Annotated in this window: 22 protein-coding genes; 8 read left to right on the top strand and 14 right to left on the bottom strand. The window is 31.5% G+C overall.

Annotation, left to right across the window (positions count from 1 at the left end; all coding sequences use genetic code 11):
• Positions 1–41: 41 nt before the first annotated feature.
• The 6 genes from JNUCC83_RS00740 to JNUCC83_RS00715 all read right to left on the bottom strand — a co-directional run bounded on the left by JNUCC83_RS00740 (position 42) and on the right by JNUCC83_RS00715 (position 3,257).
• Positions 42–884 carry an alpha/beta fold hydrolase gene (locus JNUCC83_RS00740; RefSeq protein WP_454460359.1) on the bottom strand — a complete coding sequence of 281 codons (843 nt, stop codon included), beginning with the start codon at positions 882–884 and terminating at the stop codon, positions 42–44.
• Positions 874–1,296, bottom strand: coding sequence for an NUDIX hydrolase (locus tag JNUCC83_RS00735; protein ID WP_454460358.1), 423 nt, complete (start codon positions 1,294–1,296; stop codon positions 874–876). The genes JNUCC83_RS00740 and JNUCC83_RS00735 overlap by 11 nt, the downstream gene beginning before the upstream one ends.
• A gap of 59 nt (positions 1,297–1,355) precedes the next feature.
• A complete protein-coding gene (locus JNUCC83_RS00730; protein WP_454460357.1) occupies positions 1,356–1,802 on the bottom strand; it encodes a hypothetical protein in 447 nt (148 codons plus the stop codon).
• Between the two features lie 156 nt (positions 1,803–1,958).
• The gene (locus JNUCC83_RS00725) at positions 1,959–2,339 is read right to left on the bottom strand and encodes a hypothetical protein (protein ID WP_454460356.1); all 381 of its coding nucleotides are present in this window, start codon (positions 2,337–2,339) and stop codon (positions 1,959–1,961) included.
• A 50-nt stretch (positions 2,340–2,389) separates the two neighbouring features.
• Positions 2,390–2,908: a phosphoribosylanthranilate isomerase gene (locus tag JNUCC83_RS00720; RefSeq protein ID WP_454460355.1), complete on the bottom strand. Its 519-nt coding sequence runs from the start codon at positions 2,906–2,908 to the stop codon at positions 2,390–2,392.
• Positions 2,898–3,257 (bottom strand): MerR family transcriptional regulator, encoded by a 360-nt coding sequence (locus JNUCC83_RS00715; RefSeq protein ID WP_454460354.1) that lies wholly within the window; start codon positions 3,255–3,257, stop codon positions 2,898–2,900. Before JNUCC83_RS00715 ends, JNUCC83_RS00720 begins: the two co-directional genes overlap by 11 nt.
• 86 nt (positions 3,258–3,343) lie before the next feature.
• Here JNUCC83_RS00715 and JNUCC83_RS00710 point away from each other — a divergent pair, with 86 nt between their 5' ends.
• From JNUCC83_RS00710 to JNUCC83_RS00700, 3 genes are all read left to right on the top strand, one after another.
• On the top strand, positions 3,344–3,649 hold the full coding sequence (locus tag JNUCC83_RS00710; protein WP_454460353.1) for a hypothetical protein: 306 nt from the start codon (positions 3,344–3,346) through the stop codon (positions 3,647–3,649).
• Positions 3,650–3,785: 136 nt separating this feature from the next.
• Entirely contained in the window at positions 3,786–4,109 is a 324-nt protein-coding gene (locus JNUCC83_RS00705) for a DUF1700 domain-containing protein (RefSeq protein WP_454460352.1), read from the top strand.
• Entirely contained in the window at positions 4,106–4,741 is a 636-nt protein-coding gene (locus JNUCC83_RS00700; protein ID WP_454460351.1) for an alpha/beta fold hydrolase, read from the top strand. Before JNUCC83_RS00705 ends, JNUCC83_RS00700 begins: the two co-directional genes overlap by 4 nt.
• Before the next feature lie 19 nt (positions 4,742–4,760).
• Here JNUCC83_RS00700 and JNUCC83_RS00695 read toward each other — a convergent pair whose 3' ends face one another.
• Entirely contained in the window at positions 4,761–5,519 is a 759-nt protein-coding gene (locus JNUCC83_RS00695) for an AIM24 family protein (RefSeq protein WP_454460350.1), read from the bottom strand.
• A gap of 104 nt (positions 5,520–5,623) precedes the next feature.
• Between JNUCC83_RS00695 and JNUCC83_RS00690 the strand changes: the two genes are divergently transcribed.
• The gene (locus JNUCC83_RS00690; protein WP_454460349.1) at positions 5,624–5,968 is read left to right on the top strand and encodes a YrvL family regulatory protein; all 345 of its coding nucleotides are present in this window, start codon (positions 5,624–5,626) and stop codon (positions 5,966–5,968) included.
• On the opposite strand, the gene JNUCC83_RS00685 is transcribed toward JNUCC83_RS00690, so the two are convergent.
• Entirely contained in the window at positions 5,965–6,414 is a 450-nt protein-coding gene (locus JNUCC83_RS00685; protein ID WP_454460348.1) for an HIT family protein, read from the bottom strand. The two genes, JNUCC83_RS00690 and JNUCC83_RS00685, sit on opposite strands and share 4 nt — an antisense overlap.
• Before the next feature lie 15 nt (positions 6,415–6,429).
• Positions 6,430–6,813 (bottom strand): GFA family protein, encoded by a 384-nt coding sequence (locus tag JNUCC83_RS00680; protein WP_454460347.1) that lies wholly within the window; start codon positions 6,811–6,813, stop codon positions 6,430–6,432.
• Positions 6,814–6,897: 84 nt separating this feature from the next.
• Here JNUCC83_RS00680 and JNUCC83_RS00675 point away from each other — a divergent pair, with 84 nt between their 5' ends.
• On the top strand, positions 6,898–8,154 hold the full coding sequence (locus JNUCC83_RS00675; RefSeq protein WP_454460346.1) for a S41 family peptidase: 1,257 nt from the start codon (positions 6,898–6,900) through the stop codon (positions 8,152–8,154).
• Here the strand turns inward: JNUCC83_RS00675 and JNUCC83_RS00670 are convergent.
• The 3 genes from JNUCC83_RS00670 to JNUCC83_RS00660 form a co-directional block, all read right to left on the bottom strand.
• Complete coding sequence (locus tag JNUCC83_RS00670; RefSeq protein ID WP_454460345.1) at positions 8,144–9,388, bottom strand: S41 family peptidase; 1,245 nt, start codon at positions 9,386–9,388, stop codon at positions 8,144–8,146. The genes JNUCC83_RS00675 and JNUCC83_RS00670 overlap by 11 nt on opposite strands.
• Complete coding sequence (locus tag JNUCC83_RS00665) at positions 9,378–10,475, bottom strand: S66 family peptidase (protein WP_454460344.1); 1,098 nt, start codon at positions 10,473–10,475, stop codon at positions 9,378–9,380. Before JNUCC83_RS00665 ends, JNUCC83_RS00670 begins: the two co-directional genes overlap by 11 nt.
• Before the next feature lie 82 nt (positions 10,476–10,557).
• Entirely contained in the window at positions 10,558–11,064 is a 507-nt protein-coding gene (locus JNUCC83_RS00660) for a DUF2798 domain-containing protein (protein ID WP_454460343.1), read from the bottom strand.
• 268 nt (positions 11,065–11,332) lie between these two features.
• On the opposite strand from JNUCC83_RS00660, the gene JNUCC83_RS00655 reads away from it, so the two are divergent.
• Together JNUCC83_RS00655 and JNUCC83_RS00650 are read left to right on the top strand one after the other, a co-directional pair.
• Positions 11,333–11,788 carry a hypothetical protein gene (locus JNUCC83_RS00655; RefSeq protein ID WP_454460342.1) on the top strand — a complete coding sequence of 152 codons (456 nt, stop codon included), beginning with the start codon at positions 11,333–11,335 and terminating at the stop codon, positions 11,786–11,788.
• The gene (locus JNUCC83_RS00650) at positions 11,788–12,555 is read left to right on the top strand and encodes a DUF6681 family protein (protein ID WP_454460341.1); all 768 of its coding nucleotides are present in this window, start codon (positions 11,788–11,790) and stop codon (positions 12,553–12,555) included. The genes JNUCC83_RS00655 and JNUCC83_RS00650 overlap by 1 nt, the downstream gene beginning before the upstream one ends.
• 17 nt (positions 12,556–12,572) lie before the next feature.
• Here the strand turns inward: JNUCC83_RS00650 and JNUCC83_RS00645 are convergent, their stop codons facing one another.
• A complete protein-coding gene (locus tag JNUCC83_RS00645; protein ID WP_125957239.1) occupies positions 12,573–13,289 on the bottom strand; it encodes a YebC/PmpR family DNA-binding transcriptional regulator in 717 nt (238 codons plus the stop codon).
• Between the two features lie 233 nt (positions 13,290–13,522).
• On the opposite strand from JNUCC83_RS00645, the gene JNUCC83_RS00640 reads away from it, so the two are divergent.
• The gene (locus tag JNUCC83_RS00640) at positions 13,523–14,041 is read left to right on the top strand and encodes a GNAT family N-acetyltransferase (RefSeq protein WP_454460340.1); all 519 of its coding nucleotides are present in this window, start codon (positions 13,523–13,525) and stop codon (positions 14,039–14,041) included.
• 43 nt (positions 14,042–14,084) lie between these two features.
• On the opposite strand, the gene JNUCC83_RS00635 is transcribed toward JNUCC83_RS00640, so the two are convergent.
• Positions 14,085–15,086, bottom strand: coding sequence for a hypothetical protein (locus JNUCC83_RS00635; RefSeq protein ID WP_454460339.1), 1,002 nt, complete (start codon positions 15,084–15,086; stop codon positions 14,085–14,087).
• Positions 15,087–15,161 lie beyond the last annotated feature (75 nt).

Here is a 15,161-nt window from a genome sequence, read left to right as displayed (position 1 = left end):
CTAGAAATATTAATTATAGATAGAATGCTTATATACCCTCATTACTTTAATTCTTTTATAAACATTCTAATGTCTTCTGATATTTCTTTTGCTTTGTGATTATGAATATAATGAGGACAGTCATAATAAATAATTTTTCCATATTTACTTTTATTGTACAAACCCTGTTGAACACTCAACCATTTATTTTTTTCAATACCTGTTCCTTGACCATTAGAAACTAATACTAGTATAGGTAGATTGCTAATATTAATATCTTTTACTAATAAACTATTTTCTTTAATTTGTCTAACCTCATTAAGGGTAGCACTTGAAGTAAAACTCTTATGAAGTAGTTGGCTATATCTATCTTTCTCATCTTGACTCAAATTCCCATACTTTACTGCATCAGATTCAATAGTTTTAGGGAATAGTTTGGTTATACCAATCTTTACTAATAACCTATTTAACTTTAATCCTAATAAATTAATTTTCAATATTTCATATGCTTCATATGTCGCCATATCCAAACCAACGACAGCCGATACTTCTTCGGGATATTTTTGATACCAATACAAGGTTTCAATTCCCGACATTGAATGGGGAACTAAAATGTAAGGAGGTTTTATTTCTTGAGCATTTAATACATATCTTGTTTCTTCTAACATCACATCAATATCTCTAGATTTCTCTGTATCACTACTAAATCCGTATCCAAATTTTTCAACAACTATAATTTTAAAATCATTTTTTAAATAATCATAAAGCATTTTAAAATCTAAAATTGGACTTGCAGTTAGTCCTCCTGAAAGAAAGATTAGCGTTTTGTTTCCTTTACCTATTTCAAAAACATTCATTACTCCATCATCTACAGGTATTAAATTATTTAACTCATTAATATCCAACACCTCTTTTAATAAATTCTTTCATTATTAATACTTGAATATCAGGATAGGTATATTCCATTGGTTCTCGATCAAGAAAAATAACTTCTTCCATTTCATATTCTAACTTATCTGAGAGCTCTTCTATTTCTGCCATAAATACTTGTCCATAATCCTCTAAACCTTCTTTTTCCACACCTAATACGAACAACGGTTTAATGGTAAACTTAGTAGCTCCTGTTTCCTCCATTAATTCTCTTTTAGCACATTCTTCTATTGTTTCATTGGATTCTCGATGCCCTCCTGGTATTTCAAAAGTAGTTCTATCTTTATGTCGTACATAAACATTTTTCCCTTTATACTTGGCTACAATCATTGCAATAATTAATTGCTCATCACTTATTTCTTCTAATTCATATGTTTTTAATTTCATGTTCTTTCCTTTTTATATCAATCCTAAATTAACGCATCATATTTATAACTAGTAAATACTTATCTATCATAAAAGTTTTTATTAGTGACCATAAAATCTCCTAAAGAGCATATTTCACCTTCTTGATTATTGCTTAGAAAACCTATATCAGTAGCTAGTACTTTACTAACACCCCCACTATCATTTTTTAGTTTTAGCACATACGTCGTATAATCTTTATCAGCAACTGTCAAATTTGATGTTGTTGACTCAAAGTAAATATCACTGTCAGTTCTATATAAAACATACTTTATTGATGTATAACGGCTACTTTTTTTTCGCCTTGTACTAATCTCTTCAATCTGTTCTCCCTGGTAAATAACATTTTTCTGTTCAATAACATAGGGTGTTAAAAAAGTTTCGTACCATTTAGTAATAAAAAGTAATGCTAATACTCCTACAATAGCTGAAAAAAAAGCCACTGGTAAATACTTAGTGTGTAAATTATAAATAAATTTTCCCCACATAATTTTCCTTTCATATTCAACTTTCTTTATACTTAGAATAATATTCTTCTATAAATATCACATTTTTTATACAATATACTAAAAAATTTTTATATCGCATAGTTTATTAATCAATTGATATCTATAATTTGTTTAATAAGCACGTTTATCCTATTTTTAATCTAATCCATATATCTTTTGCTTAATGTAATAAGTCACCCCGAAAACAATTGAATCAAACGCAAAGCTATCCAATCTAACAAGTGGAGTATTTGTCAGAATAACCCCTTTAGAATCACCCGTACTGATTATAAATTGTAAAAATTTAGAGTACGGATATGGTAACCACAAACTTCCTAATACCTGTAATAAATGAACGATCAATATTACTAAAAAACTAATCGCAAATGATTCATAGAGTGCTTTTTTCTGTAATTCATCAAACTTTTTAAAATTCTTACAGGCTATAACTAAACTAGACATTGAATAAATGACTAAAAAAGCAATCATTAACACGATTAGGAGATTAATAACAGCAAAGCCTAATTCATTTTTCATTTTATTATCCTCCAGAATTTAATTGAAAGATATCTTAACGTATAATCCCATTATTCTTTTTCTAATTGTTCCTTCAAATAATTAATTTTTTGAAAATCTTTCTGATTATTATTATCTGCTCGATAACTATCTTTACTAGATGCCAAGTAAATTTTATAAAAAGCTTTTAATGATGGAACATAAAATTCAACTCCGTCTACAATTTCGTACTCTAGTTCATTAAATGATACACCAGCAAAACTAGGTAATGTATCAATTGATCCATACTCCACTGATGTATCTCCTTTAATGAACTCATGTTCATGGAGATCAGTTAATTGATAATCTAAACTTTCCATCACTGTTTTTATCGTGTCCCATTCATAAATTCTTTCTTCATCTGGTGCATCCCATCCTCTAGGATCACCTTTGACATGAATATCAATATCTCTAGCATGCCAATCTTTTTTTGTAACAAATTCTAATCCCAGGGACCCCATCAATAAAGGTGTAATATTATCTTTATTTAAAAGTTGAGTTATTTCTAAAAATTCTTCCATTTTTTTTGGTTCTCTCTCACTAATTGTCATCCAATACCACCTTCAACTGACTCGAAACATTCTCTAATGCTTTCTTTTGCTTAGCTAAAGTATCTAATTGTGTACCTACCCTTTCTAACTCGTCTTCAATAATTTGAAGATTCGACTCCCATTGTGCTACGCTACCACAGTCTTTTCTATTTTTTTTAATTTCCCTCAACACTCTAATTGACAGTCCCATGTCACGTAATTCTCTAATATTTTTGAAATCAGACATTTCTATATCAGTAAAATAATACTTTCCATCTTGCTTTTTCGGTGTTAAAAGTCCCTCGTCAATATAATACCTCACCGTTTCTCTAGTTGTCTCAAACATTTGGATAAACTCTCCAATGTACATAAAATAAATTCCTCCTTAAAAAAACCTTGCTGTGCGGTACACCACCTGTGATTTAATGAATTATATTAAAAAGGAGGTGTATTTTTATGGAATATGTTTTATCCATTATATCTATGTTATACGGTCTTTTAATGGCATTAGCTACAATAAAAGTGATTGTCTTTTCAGAACACCCTATAATCTTTATTATTAATCTAGTTGGGGCATTATGCCTTCTACTTTACATTAAAGACTATCGCCTGTTATATGTGGGTGTTATTATTATTTTTATCGCAGCGATCCTCAATGGTATGATTATTTTAAATCGATTAACACCCAGCCATATAGTCATTCGTTTGATAGTTTCACTTGTATTAATAGGTGCTAACTATCTAATTCATTATTCAAAATAGTCTATAATGACTTGAAGTTTAAAAAGTAAAATAAACATACAAATTGACTATCTTTTTGAAATATTAAAAATACTTCTTAAGTCCCATTATAAAATCTAACTAATCTGGTATCCTTTTATAAAAGGGGTGTTAAAAAATGAAAACGAATTGGTTTGCTTTAATAAGCTTAATTTTTTTTAATTTAGTTGTAGTAATGGGATTTGCAATAGCTCTATATGCTATTATAGCTAGTTTTTGGATAATTATAGGAGCATTTACTATATCTCCTATGTTATTAGTGATAGCCAACGTGACACAATTACAAAATTTTTCTATGTTTCAATCTATTGCTAGTATTTTTCTTTGTGCAATAGGCCTAGGACTATTCCCTACCATGAAAAAATTAACTCGATTAATTATAACCTACTCTGTAAAATACATTGAGTATAATAAAAAATTGATATATAGCGTGCCTATATGACAAAACTGATTATTTTACACGGCCTAGGTCAAACTAAAGAAGACTGGGAAAAAGTTACGACATGTATTGATGCTGATAGTCAAATTATTTCCTTATTTACAGCGATTGATTATCAGTCAGATGTCACTATTGAAACCATCTATTCAACCATATCGAAACAACTTGACGACATAACAGAACCGTACTATCTGTGTGGTTTATCATTGGGAGGTATGCTGGCTCTGATGTACACTTGCAGATCAACTCATCCTCACTTAAAGGGGATTATTATTGCTGGAGCCATTTATAAACCTATCCCTAAAATGATAGTCGTTTTTCAATCATTACTTTTTATGATTTTTCCCCAAAAAAAATTTGATACTATCGGATTATCTAAGAAACAAATGATACAACTAACTTCGTCTATTAATATAGACTTAACGGAATCTTTAAAACGAATTAATCTCCCTTCACTTGTAGTTTGTGGAGAAAAAGATACGGTTAATATAAAGTCTACTAAACAAATCCACTCACTCATTTCAACATCTGATTTATATATTGTGCCTAATGGAGCACATGAATTAAACAAAAACACGTATTTAGAATTGTCTCAAGTTATTAATTCTTTTATAGACAAACAGGAAAGCACCTAATCATGCTTTCCTGTTTAGTTTACCCAACTGGTGCTAGTAGTACTTTTCCACTTCCTCGATAAACATTGACAAGACCTTCGCCCGAAACGGCTGATCCCATCAAACTTTTTCCTGAACGCTCAACAGTAAAATCTAACGAGCCACTCCAAGCAATCGCCATATTACCATCTACTTTTAACACATCATCTTGTAACTCAATTTCAATTAATTCTTCATGTGGTGTTGGAGATTCTAAACACAGAATCCCGTTGCCTGTTATATTTAAATTAAATAACCCTTCATTTCCTGCAACAGCTGATGAAAAATTAGAACGCATGATAGCTTTATGCTTCAATTTGGAGTCACACGCTAAGAATAATCCATCATCAAGTACGATTGAATTATCCCACTGTGAGACATCAAGTAATATAATATATTTATATGTTGGTTCAAGTACAAGTAATCCTTTACCTGTATATTCAGGCTTAATCGCAGATTCCTTCGTCACCGCACCTCGAACCGTTTTACTAAAAAAATCACCTACGCCTTTTACACCGGTTGTTGCACTGACGTCTCCAACTACCCACTGCATGGCACCAGCTTGTAATGTGATATTCGTTTGTGCGACATCACAAATTACTTGACGTTTTCTCACATTCATCTTACTTGAAAAATAGGCTGTTTGAGCTTCTTGTGGTGTCAAACTCAAGTCTTTAACATACTCAATTACTTTAAACGCCCCTAATTCATTTTTAACAACAACATCATCATTGTCCCAAAAATTTGATACTTTAAACATAACCGCACCCTTTTTTTTACTGGTTGCTTTAATTGTAATATAAGACTATGAAAAAGAATACAGTATTTTTATCAAAAAATATAATTGAGAAGGCAGGCCACTTTATGAAACAACTGATTCTTGTAGTTATTATTAGTATGCCATTAATCACTATCTCTTTAATTTTTTCAGGGGCATTGAAATTACTTGGTGCCACCTATTTACATCCTAGTAATTTAATATTATTTTTTATCGTATCATTAGCTATTGATTTTTTGATAGATATACTTTTCCACTTAGTCATTAAGAAAGAGTCTCTCTTTTTAATGCTTTGTCAAAATATCATCTCTTTAATGATTACGGATTATTTTGTCGAGTCTGTTTCTCTTTCAGTTCAAACAATTCTTTTATTCTCTCTTTTATTAGTACTTTTCGAAAAGTCTGTCGATTACTTAGATAAAGATGTTTAGTTTTCTTTTTCTAAATAATTTTTTATTCTTGAGCGAATATCGCCATGTTTTTCTTCTCGATAGGCTGTGTCTGGGTTACCCCAATTTGATTTATCATACAACCAAACAGGCATCTTACGTCTCTCGTCCTTTTCCCAATCATATCTAGGAAAAATATGAGCATGTAGATAATTATCTGTATTTCCTAAAATATCGTAGTTTACTCTAGTAGCTCCACATACACTTAGTAAGGCATCTCCCACTATCGACATGTCCACTAGAAAATCTTCTCTTTCTTTTAATGACAAATCATTTAATGAATTTACCTCTCTTTTTGGTAATAGTACACAATATCCTGGTAAAAACTGAACATCTCCAAACACTAAAAAACCTCCAGTCATCTCTTTTACCAACATTGGATTCGTACCATTTTGTGCTGATTTAATTCGATTTTCTCTCCACGTCATTTTTAGTTCTCCTTTTTAATATTTTTTTGTTTCTTCCTTATAATCATAATAGCTTGGTTTATCTTGATAATACCATTCGGAAACTAGTTTTACGTTGTCTTCTGGTAACTTTTCTACTATCCCTATTGGAATACAATATCCATTACTTTCAACATGTCGATAATATAGTAATGTTCCACATTGATTACAAAATGCTCTTTCCGCAATATTTTGACCATTATAAATTGATATAAAATCATTTGAAGAAAAATTAGGCTGAGAATCTGTATAAAAATATGAAAAACCTGTCCCACCAGTATTTTTTCGACACATAGAACAGTGACAAATACTAAAATCTAAATTACTTAATGTGACATCATAGTTAACTTTTTCGCATAAACACTGACAATAATATGCCAAATTCGTCACTCCTTTTTCGTAATATACATACTTTTAATGAAATATTTGGTAAACTTATTATAACTTATAAGCGAGGTGTCTCATATGAACTACGAAAAAATTGCCGAAGATATTATTAGCCTAGTGAGTAATGACTACTCTGGTTGCAAAGAATTACCACAGCAAGAAGCAAAAAGTGACTACTTAGAAAAAGTGTCCTCAATTACTTCTGATAAAGACTTTTATTATGCCACAATGGACTTTTTAAAAAGCTATAAAGATGCTCATCTAACCTTAATTGAACCAACGATGGATATCCCTAAAATCACTTTTTTAACACGACGATTCAACGATAAGCTTTATGTTTCGGAGTTATTTTCAGAAAGTTGTCCCTTAGTTATTGGACAAGAAATCATTAAAATTGACAACCAAGCTATTTCTGAGATTGCAAAAGATAATGAAGCTATTCTTGATTCTGTACCTGAAAGACAAAATTTTACTTATTTATTAGGAAAATCCAATCAGCTTACTCTATCTAATGGTGACGTCATCGAAACACCAAAAGAACAAGACATATGCCCCAAAAAAAGTGTTTATTCTTTTGAGTTGCTAGATGAAAAAACTGGGTACATGGTTTTAAGTGATTTTTATGCTGAACAGCCTATTTCAGCATTAATTCATGATAATAAACACTTACTAGATAGAATTGATTCTTTAATTATTGATGTCCGTATTAATAACGGTGGGAGTGACATGAGTTATTTTCCTTTACTCAGTTATTTGTTTAAACAAACTTTTAAATTAGATGATTTAAATAAGCCAAACGAATTGATGTACTATAACGTAACACAACGAAACTACGATTTACGTCAAAAGGCTTTTCAACCTTTTTTAGAGTCTGAAGAGTTAGATGATGTATCTAGACAATTCATTCAATCAGAATTAGATTTTTTTAAACACCACATAGAGAAAAATCAAACAGGATTTATTCCGTTTACTGATAGTCCTGTGCTTGATTATACCGTTCATGGTACCTCGTCACCCTCATCAATTATTGTATTAACAGATGTTTATTGTGGTTCCAGTGGTGATAGTTTTGTCAATTTAGTCAAAGAATCTAACAAAGTAACAACTCTTGGAAGAAACACATTAGGAATTCTTGATTATGCCAATTGTTGCTTCCAAGAATACCCATTGTTCACTCTCATGTATCCAACATCTAAAACATCTCTTGTAGATGAGGGTCTTGGTATGCTAAGTAAAGGAGTCGCTCCTGATATTTATGTTCCTTGGACACCTGAGCATTTAACAGAAGATGTTGATTTACAATACGCTTTAGAACTACTTAAAACTAAACAGTAGTTTGCAATGCATAGTCGAGTAATCTGTCCTCACCTCTTAATTTCTCTTTCAATGTCTCTTCCATCATGATATCTGGTTTAATACCACTATTGTGATGGTTTTTTCCATTCGGAATTTTAACTCCTTTTGCTGTCACCATAAACGTCCCACCTGTTTTAAGAGGTATTAGAGCCGGCTGACCTGTCGATCCTGCTGAATAAGTTCCAATAACACAAGTCTTAGGTCTATCACAAAAATTCATCACAAAATTTTCTGCCGAAGAATACGTCTGTCTATTTTGCAAAATAATCACGCTTTTTTCTGCTAATAAGCCTTGATAAGGCGACTCTTCAGATAGATCAATTTTTTGATTATAGTATTGATGATTCAACGTCTGAATATATTGATTCTCTCCAATCATATCTTGATGATAGTAAAATTGTGTACCAGAAGCATATAATTCGGCATCAAGGACTTGATGAAAGGATAATTCTGTTTCAAAAGGAGCTGTGTAAAAAGCTGAACAAATTTCATTAGCAAACCCAGAATTTCCTCCCATATTTCCTCTAACATCAAAGATGATGGTATCTGCTTTTTTATATAAATCCATGTAATCATAAAAAGTTGTGACTACCTCTTCATCTAGAAAATGATTCAATTTGATAATGACTTTATTATCCTCCTCTCTGATTACGATTGAACCAGTCTCTACCACATTATTTTTCTGCTGTTGATTGTCAACAAATGTTACTTGTTCTTGAGGATATACTTGTATCAAATCACCTGTTTCAAAAGTGAGTGACAACTGTTTTGGATGAAAAAATGATAAGTACTTCTGATAATAAACCAAAGATACTTGTTGATTTTCGTACCAGATAGACGATTTTACACTGTTTAAAAATGAAGTAGTTGATTGAGAGTCCATCTTAGCAATCGGTTTATAGAGGTACTTTTGATACTCTTTCGTTGCTTGCGTAATGACTAAATTCCCCTCGACAACGTCAAAAACGATTGGATATACATTAGGTTGTTGAACCTCTTTAGGTAAATAAATCAATGTATGACCATCATTTAAAGTTGCTGAAAAGTGACTTAATTCTTTATAAAAATCAGATAAGGGTTCCATTAAAAGAGTTTTTTCCATCATCTCTACATAAGACGTCTCCCACTTTTCTAATGTTTCTTTTGTCCAGTAAGGAAATAAATGTAAGGCTGAATGATATACAGTTGATACATCTATTAATCTATTTTCCATTTCTAGCTCCCTCATCAAATACAGGCTCTAAAAATCTAATCTCTTGATTAACACTATCTACTCTGACACAAACACCATATGGCAAAACACAGCGTGGCGTCGCATGACCAAAATTAACATTATAAATAATCGGAATATTTTTATTATCAACAACTTTAGTTAATGCTTGTTTATATTCTTCATAAAACACTTCATCTTGCGGTTTTCCAACAATTATGCCATTAACGACATCCAATATCCCTTTACTTTTTAACAATGTAAGCATCTCTTCAAATACTTTTGGTGACTCTTTTACTTCTGATGTTTCAATAAATAAAATTTTATCTTGCCATGTGGTTAAATCAGGAAAAATATCGTAATGCTCAATCACTTGTGGTTCATCTAAATGAGTTTTTGGTGTCAACATATCATATAAACTATCAATACAACCACCTAATAATTTTCCTTCAAAAATAGCCTCACCTTGCAATAATTCATACCCTTTTTTATCTTTATAACTAACCCTTTCTGTTCCTAGGGCATTAACAGAAAAATCCAATCGTTCATCATACCAAGTGTCACTAGGTTTAATCACCTCATAGTTTGAACTATTTTCAATATAGTAATTAAAATAATGCTCCGTGTAAGGTAGCATTGTTTCACTTATCTCACCTAAATCTGGAATATAAGCCATCCCGTAGTATGTCGTCAACCCCAGTTTATAAAACATCAAGTGATTAATTGTCGTATCAGAAAATCCTGTAAATATTTTAGGTTTTGAAACGACAAGGTCTTTAAACTTCGTGCTCTCCATCAAGTATGGAATTGTTCTGTAGGTATCATCCCCTCCAATAGCACAAATAATTCCCTTAATCGCATCATCCTCAAACGCTTGTATTAAATCGTCTGCTCGTTTTTCAGGATGTTTCGCTACATAATCAAGTCCTTTCAACGTATGTGGCATAAAGATAACTTCTAACCCCCAATCCTCTAAGCGTTTCTTTCCTATATCTAAATTATGTTGAATAAACGCCTCACCCAATAACCCTTTTGACAAACTAACAACAGCTACTTTGTCTCCTCGTCGCAATCTTTTTGGTTTAATCATATAATCCTCCACTTTTATGACCTTGATTTTTACAAATTATACCATAAAAAAATAACTCTGATGTCTCCATCAAAGTTATCATTTAATCATATTCTACATTGTCTTCTATATTTTTTGTGTGAATCATTACCATTACTTTTCTAGCAACTGGCTGAGCAACCAATAGTTCAAGGGCTAAAACAACACCAAAATTTCTCGGCCACGCCATAACAAATCGACTTAATGTGGCACTGTTTACGACTAATCCATGACCAACAATATCCCCAATAAACGTCATAAAAAATGACATTCCTAGTACAGTAAACAAAATAGTAAACAATAATTTAGCATTAAAACTATCCTCATCATGACTAAATTTATGGACCAAATGATGGGCAAAATGACTAACCACAAAATTTTCTAATAGCATCGCTATCACGAAAAACAGTGGTAAACTTTTAACAAACGTTAGTAACATGTCTTGATTAATTTCTCCAAATCCCAAATATAAGTTATAAAAACACATCGTAGTCGCTGAAATACCACAAATGACTATACCATAAAGTAACCCTTCCTTTTTATTCATTGGTAATCTTTTTTCTGATGCCATTATTTTTCCTCTTTTCTTAAAAATTAGCGAAAAAAAAGTGCAGGAATCATCTTTTCAGATGGTTCCTACACTTAACGTAATCTTCACTGTATGAAAAGTTTACCATATTTTTCAAATAAATAGCAAGCTTTATAATTAAATTAAGATAATGGATATTAAAAATAGTTTAAATATATCGAAAGGAAGAAACATCATTTTTTAATATGTTATAAATTTGATATAATTAAACAGGATTAATAAGATTTATACTAATGAGGGGAGATTATGTATGGCAAAAGATAAAAAAATTGTTGCTCCCTTTTTAAAGCCTATCGCTATTTTTAGTATTGCTTTAGGGATTAGCGCAACTACAGCAGTGGTTGATGGGAGTAATTATAAAACCAAAAAAACAGATACATCAACAACGGAAACGACAACACAAACAACCAATCATCAAACAGAAACGACCAAAGATAGCAACTACAATGAAACAACCAATAGTATGATTCAAAACACTGAAAATACGGCTACTAATGACAGTGAAAAAAATCAAGAACAAGATAGTAGAGAATCGAAAACAAATCAAAGTCAATCATCTGTGGAAAACAATACACCTTCTTCAGAACAGCAACAATCAAATAGTGTTCAAAATGATGCTGAAAAGACAGACGATACGGTTACTCCAGATACCCAGGTTTCCCCAAAAACCAATGAACATAAAACTGCCACTGGGGGGAATAGCTAATGGATGCTTTTTTAACACTGATTTTAAGTAACATCACCAAATTTTTGAATTACTTAAATATCAACCCAAGATTACAAAATAAAATATTAACTGTGCTAAGTGTTTTTCCGACCCTTTACCTCTTACGTATTGTAAAAGGGTATTTTCAAAATGGAAATTATTTGAGAATGTCTCTATACCTATTGCTTTTTATAGTTCTAACTTATTTTATCGTTTTGAACTTTATCTACTATTTCAAAAACCAAAAAGTCAAATGGGATGTTACCAATCTAATTGAAAATATTGTTCCTGAAGATGCAACGTTTGACGAAACAGTGCAAACCAATTCAACCACTCCAAAAATTCAAGGGAAACTCTTAACGTTAACTTTAAATGATGATAGCGATCAAGTGATTGATACTGTCATTCATGATTTGATTGACAAAAATTATATTAAAGCAACTAAGTTAAATGACTACGCTTATGAACTAGAGAGCTACACCCTAATTCCATTTTATAAAATATCAAAAGGAACACTACTTATAGGTAGTAGTTACAAAGATTTAGAAGAAGTTGCGACAATAAAAATTAATGAGGAAGCCGATTCACTCGTTCCTCTTGGCGTTTTTGTGAGTGGTGGGTCATACGAAAAAGATGGTATTATCTACAAAGAGCCCTACTCACTTGAACTTCGTGTAAAAGACACAGATGAAGACAATGAGCCAATCTCACAACAAAATCAGAAATCAGTCGGTAGTAGACGAAAAAAAAGTCAGAAGAAAAGTTAATCTTCTGACTTTTTTAATTAATCCATATCAACATTGTGAAATATTTGTTGAACATCTTCTAATTCATCTAAAGCATCAATCATTTTTTCAAATTGAGCTAGATCATCTTCAGATAATTCTACTTCATTTTGGGCCAACATTTGGATTTCAGCTACTGAAAATTCAGTTATTCCTTTTTCTTTCAGCGCTTCTTGAATCGCATGAAAATCACTTGATTCTCCATAAACGATGATTTGGTCTTCTTCTTCAAAGACATCTTTTACCTCAATATCTTTTTCCAATAAATATTCAAATATCTCATCAACATCGTCACCTTTAAACCCAAAAATAGCTGTGTTATCAAACATATAGGCTACAGCACCTGATACGCCCATATTTCCGCCATTTTTACCAAATGCCGCACGAACATCTGCTGCTGTACGATTCACGTTATTTGTCAATGTATCAACAATGACCATTGAACCATTTGGCCCAAAGCCTTCATAACGTAACTCAGAATAATTTTCATCTCCTGATCCTTTTGCTTTTTCTATAGCGCGATCAATAATATGTTTTGGTACATTGTATGTTTTTGCGCGATCAATAACGAAACGAAGTTTTTGATTAGAGTGCGGATCTGGATCACCTGATTTTGCTGCTGCATAAATTTCAATTCCAAATTTGGCATAAACTTTACTGTTGTTTGCATCTTTAGCTGTTTTTTTAGCTACGATATTAGCCCATTTACGTCCCATTAGTCTCACTTCTCTTTCTTAATTAATTGTTTCAAGTTGTAACGCAAAAACGTTCTGTTTTATTATACTTGCTTATCATCGTTTCGCAAAGTATTTTTTTCTCTTTTCAAAAAATCAACTCTCCAACATCATTTCTATTTTTTTATCGATAACACCTTTTATTTAATCAAAATATACGCTATTCTTAGGTAGTAATAACTGTTCCCATACAGATAGAAAGAGGTATATATTTTATGAAGCATTTTAATACGATTGATTTTCCTTCTATTCACATTAGATTACTTGATGGAAACAACGAAGCAGACTTAGCTATTTTTAAAGAATTTTTATTAAGTACCAAAGACTATTTTACTGATTATCTTACTGTTGAACCAACTGAACAACAGGTAAAAAATTTCTTTACTGAATTGCCACCCAAAACATCACCTTCTCAAAAATATGTCTACGGTATTTTTGATCGTGACAGATTAATGGGATTTATTGACTGGGTTGAAGATTTTCCTCAAAAAGAAACAGGTACTCTAGGATACTTTGTATTAGCAGAAGAATACAGAGGTTCAAAACTTGCCCAAGAATTATATAATGCTTTAGAAAAAACAGTATCAGATACTGGAACAAAAAAAATACGTCTATCTTTCGTCGAAGAAGATAAACGTGCTACTCGTTTCTGGGAAAAACAAGATTTCCAAGTAGTTGATAGCTATTCAGGTGATTATGGTCAACAGCTAGTTTCTGAAAAAAATATTGGTTAAATTCAAAAGCGTAAAAATAAGATTTTCTTATTTTTACGTTTTTTTATTTTAATAATTCTTTCATATCTGTTGCCACACTATCATAATGATTCTTAATAGCATCATCACTTGGTGCGACACCTAAGGATTGATCTTTAACAATTTTTTCTGTTAATTCATCTGAAATCTTTTTAAAATCTACTCCAGATTCTTTAGCATACGTGATTGAATCATACTTACTTTGACGATAAAACTGCTGATCTTCTTTATTTTTTATGTCATCTTTTGTATCTGCAAAAAATTCATTATACTTAGCTTCTGTTATTTTTCCACTCTCTTTATCCGTTATGATAATAAGGCGCGCAAATAATCCAGCACCTAAATCTTTTGTCACTGATTGATAAGATAAGTTGGAGCCGTTTTTAGTTTCCTTATCAATTTTTTCAGCTAGAGGAATAAATCCTCGGCGCACACTATTAGATGAGCCTTTTACACTCACAAAATCTCCTGTTAAACTATTATTTTTTAACATCTGATCTTCAAGTATCGTCATTCCATTAACAATGGTAACTAACGTCACATTGGTACGGTCATTTTGGGCTTGGAAATTGGCATAACCTGATGTTCTTTTTGTTTGTCCTGCCCATGTTTCTGAATAATAATCATCTGGACCGCGCTCATCAAACTCAACCAATAATAACTTATCACCATCCATTACAACATCTGCTGTACCAATATAGCCATCTTCAAAATCAATCGTACCCGTATAGTAGTCTCCCTTTAAAGTCCCGACTTCTGGCCGACCTGACCAAAACATTTTCTCTTGTTTTTCTTCACCTTTATATTCAGTTCCTGAGTATTCACCTGTTGTTGCACCAGACACAGTATCAACTTCATATTCATGCCCATTTCTCTCATAAACATAGGTTTCTTGATTCTCTTCATTTTGTGTTTGTTCTGTTTTTTCTTTTGTAGCACTATTCTTAGTAGACTCACCACTCCCACCACAAGCTGCTAACAACAAAGCAGTTGACATTAAACACATACCATACAAACTTTTCTTCATATAACTCTCCTTTTTTAAATAAATTCCTTTTCATCATAAGTGATTTAACTCACAAATACAACCTTTTTTATATTT

The organism is Vagococcus sp. JNUCC 83 (genome assembly GCF_053667615.1).
The sequence above is the reverse complement of the archived record's forward strand: the minus strand, read 5'-3'. Positions and strand labels throughout refer to the sequence as shown.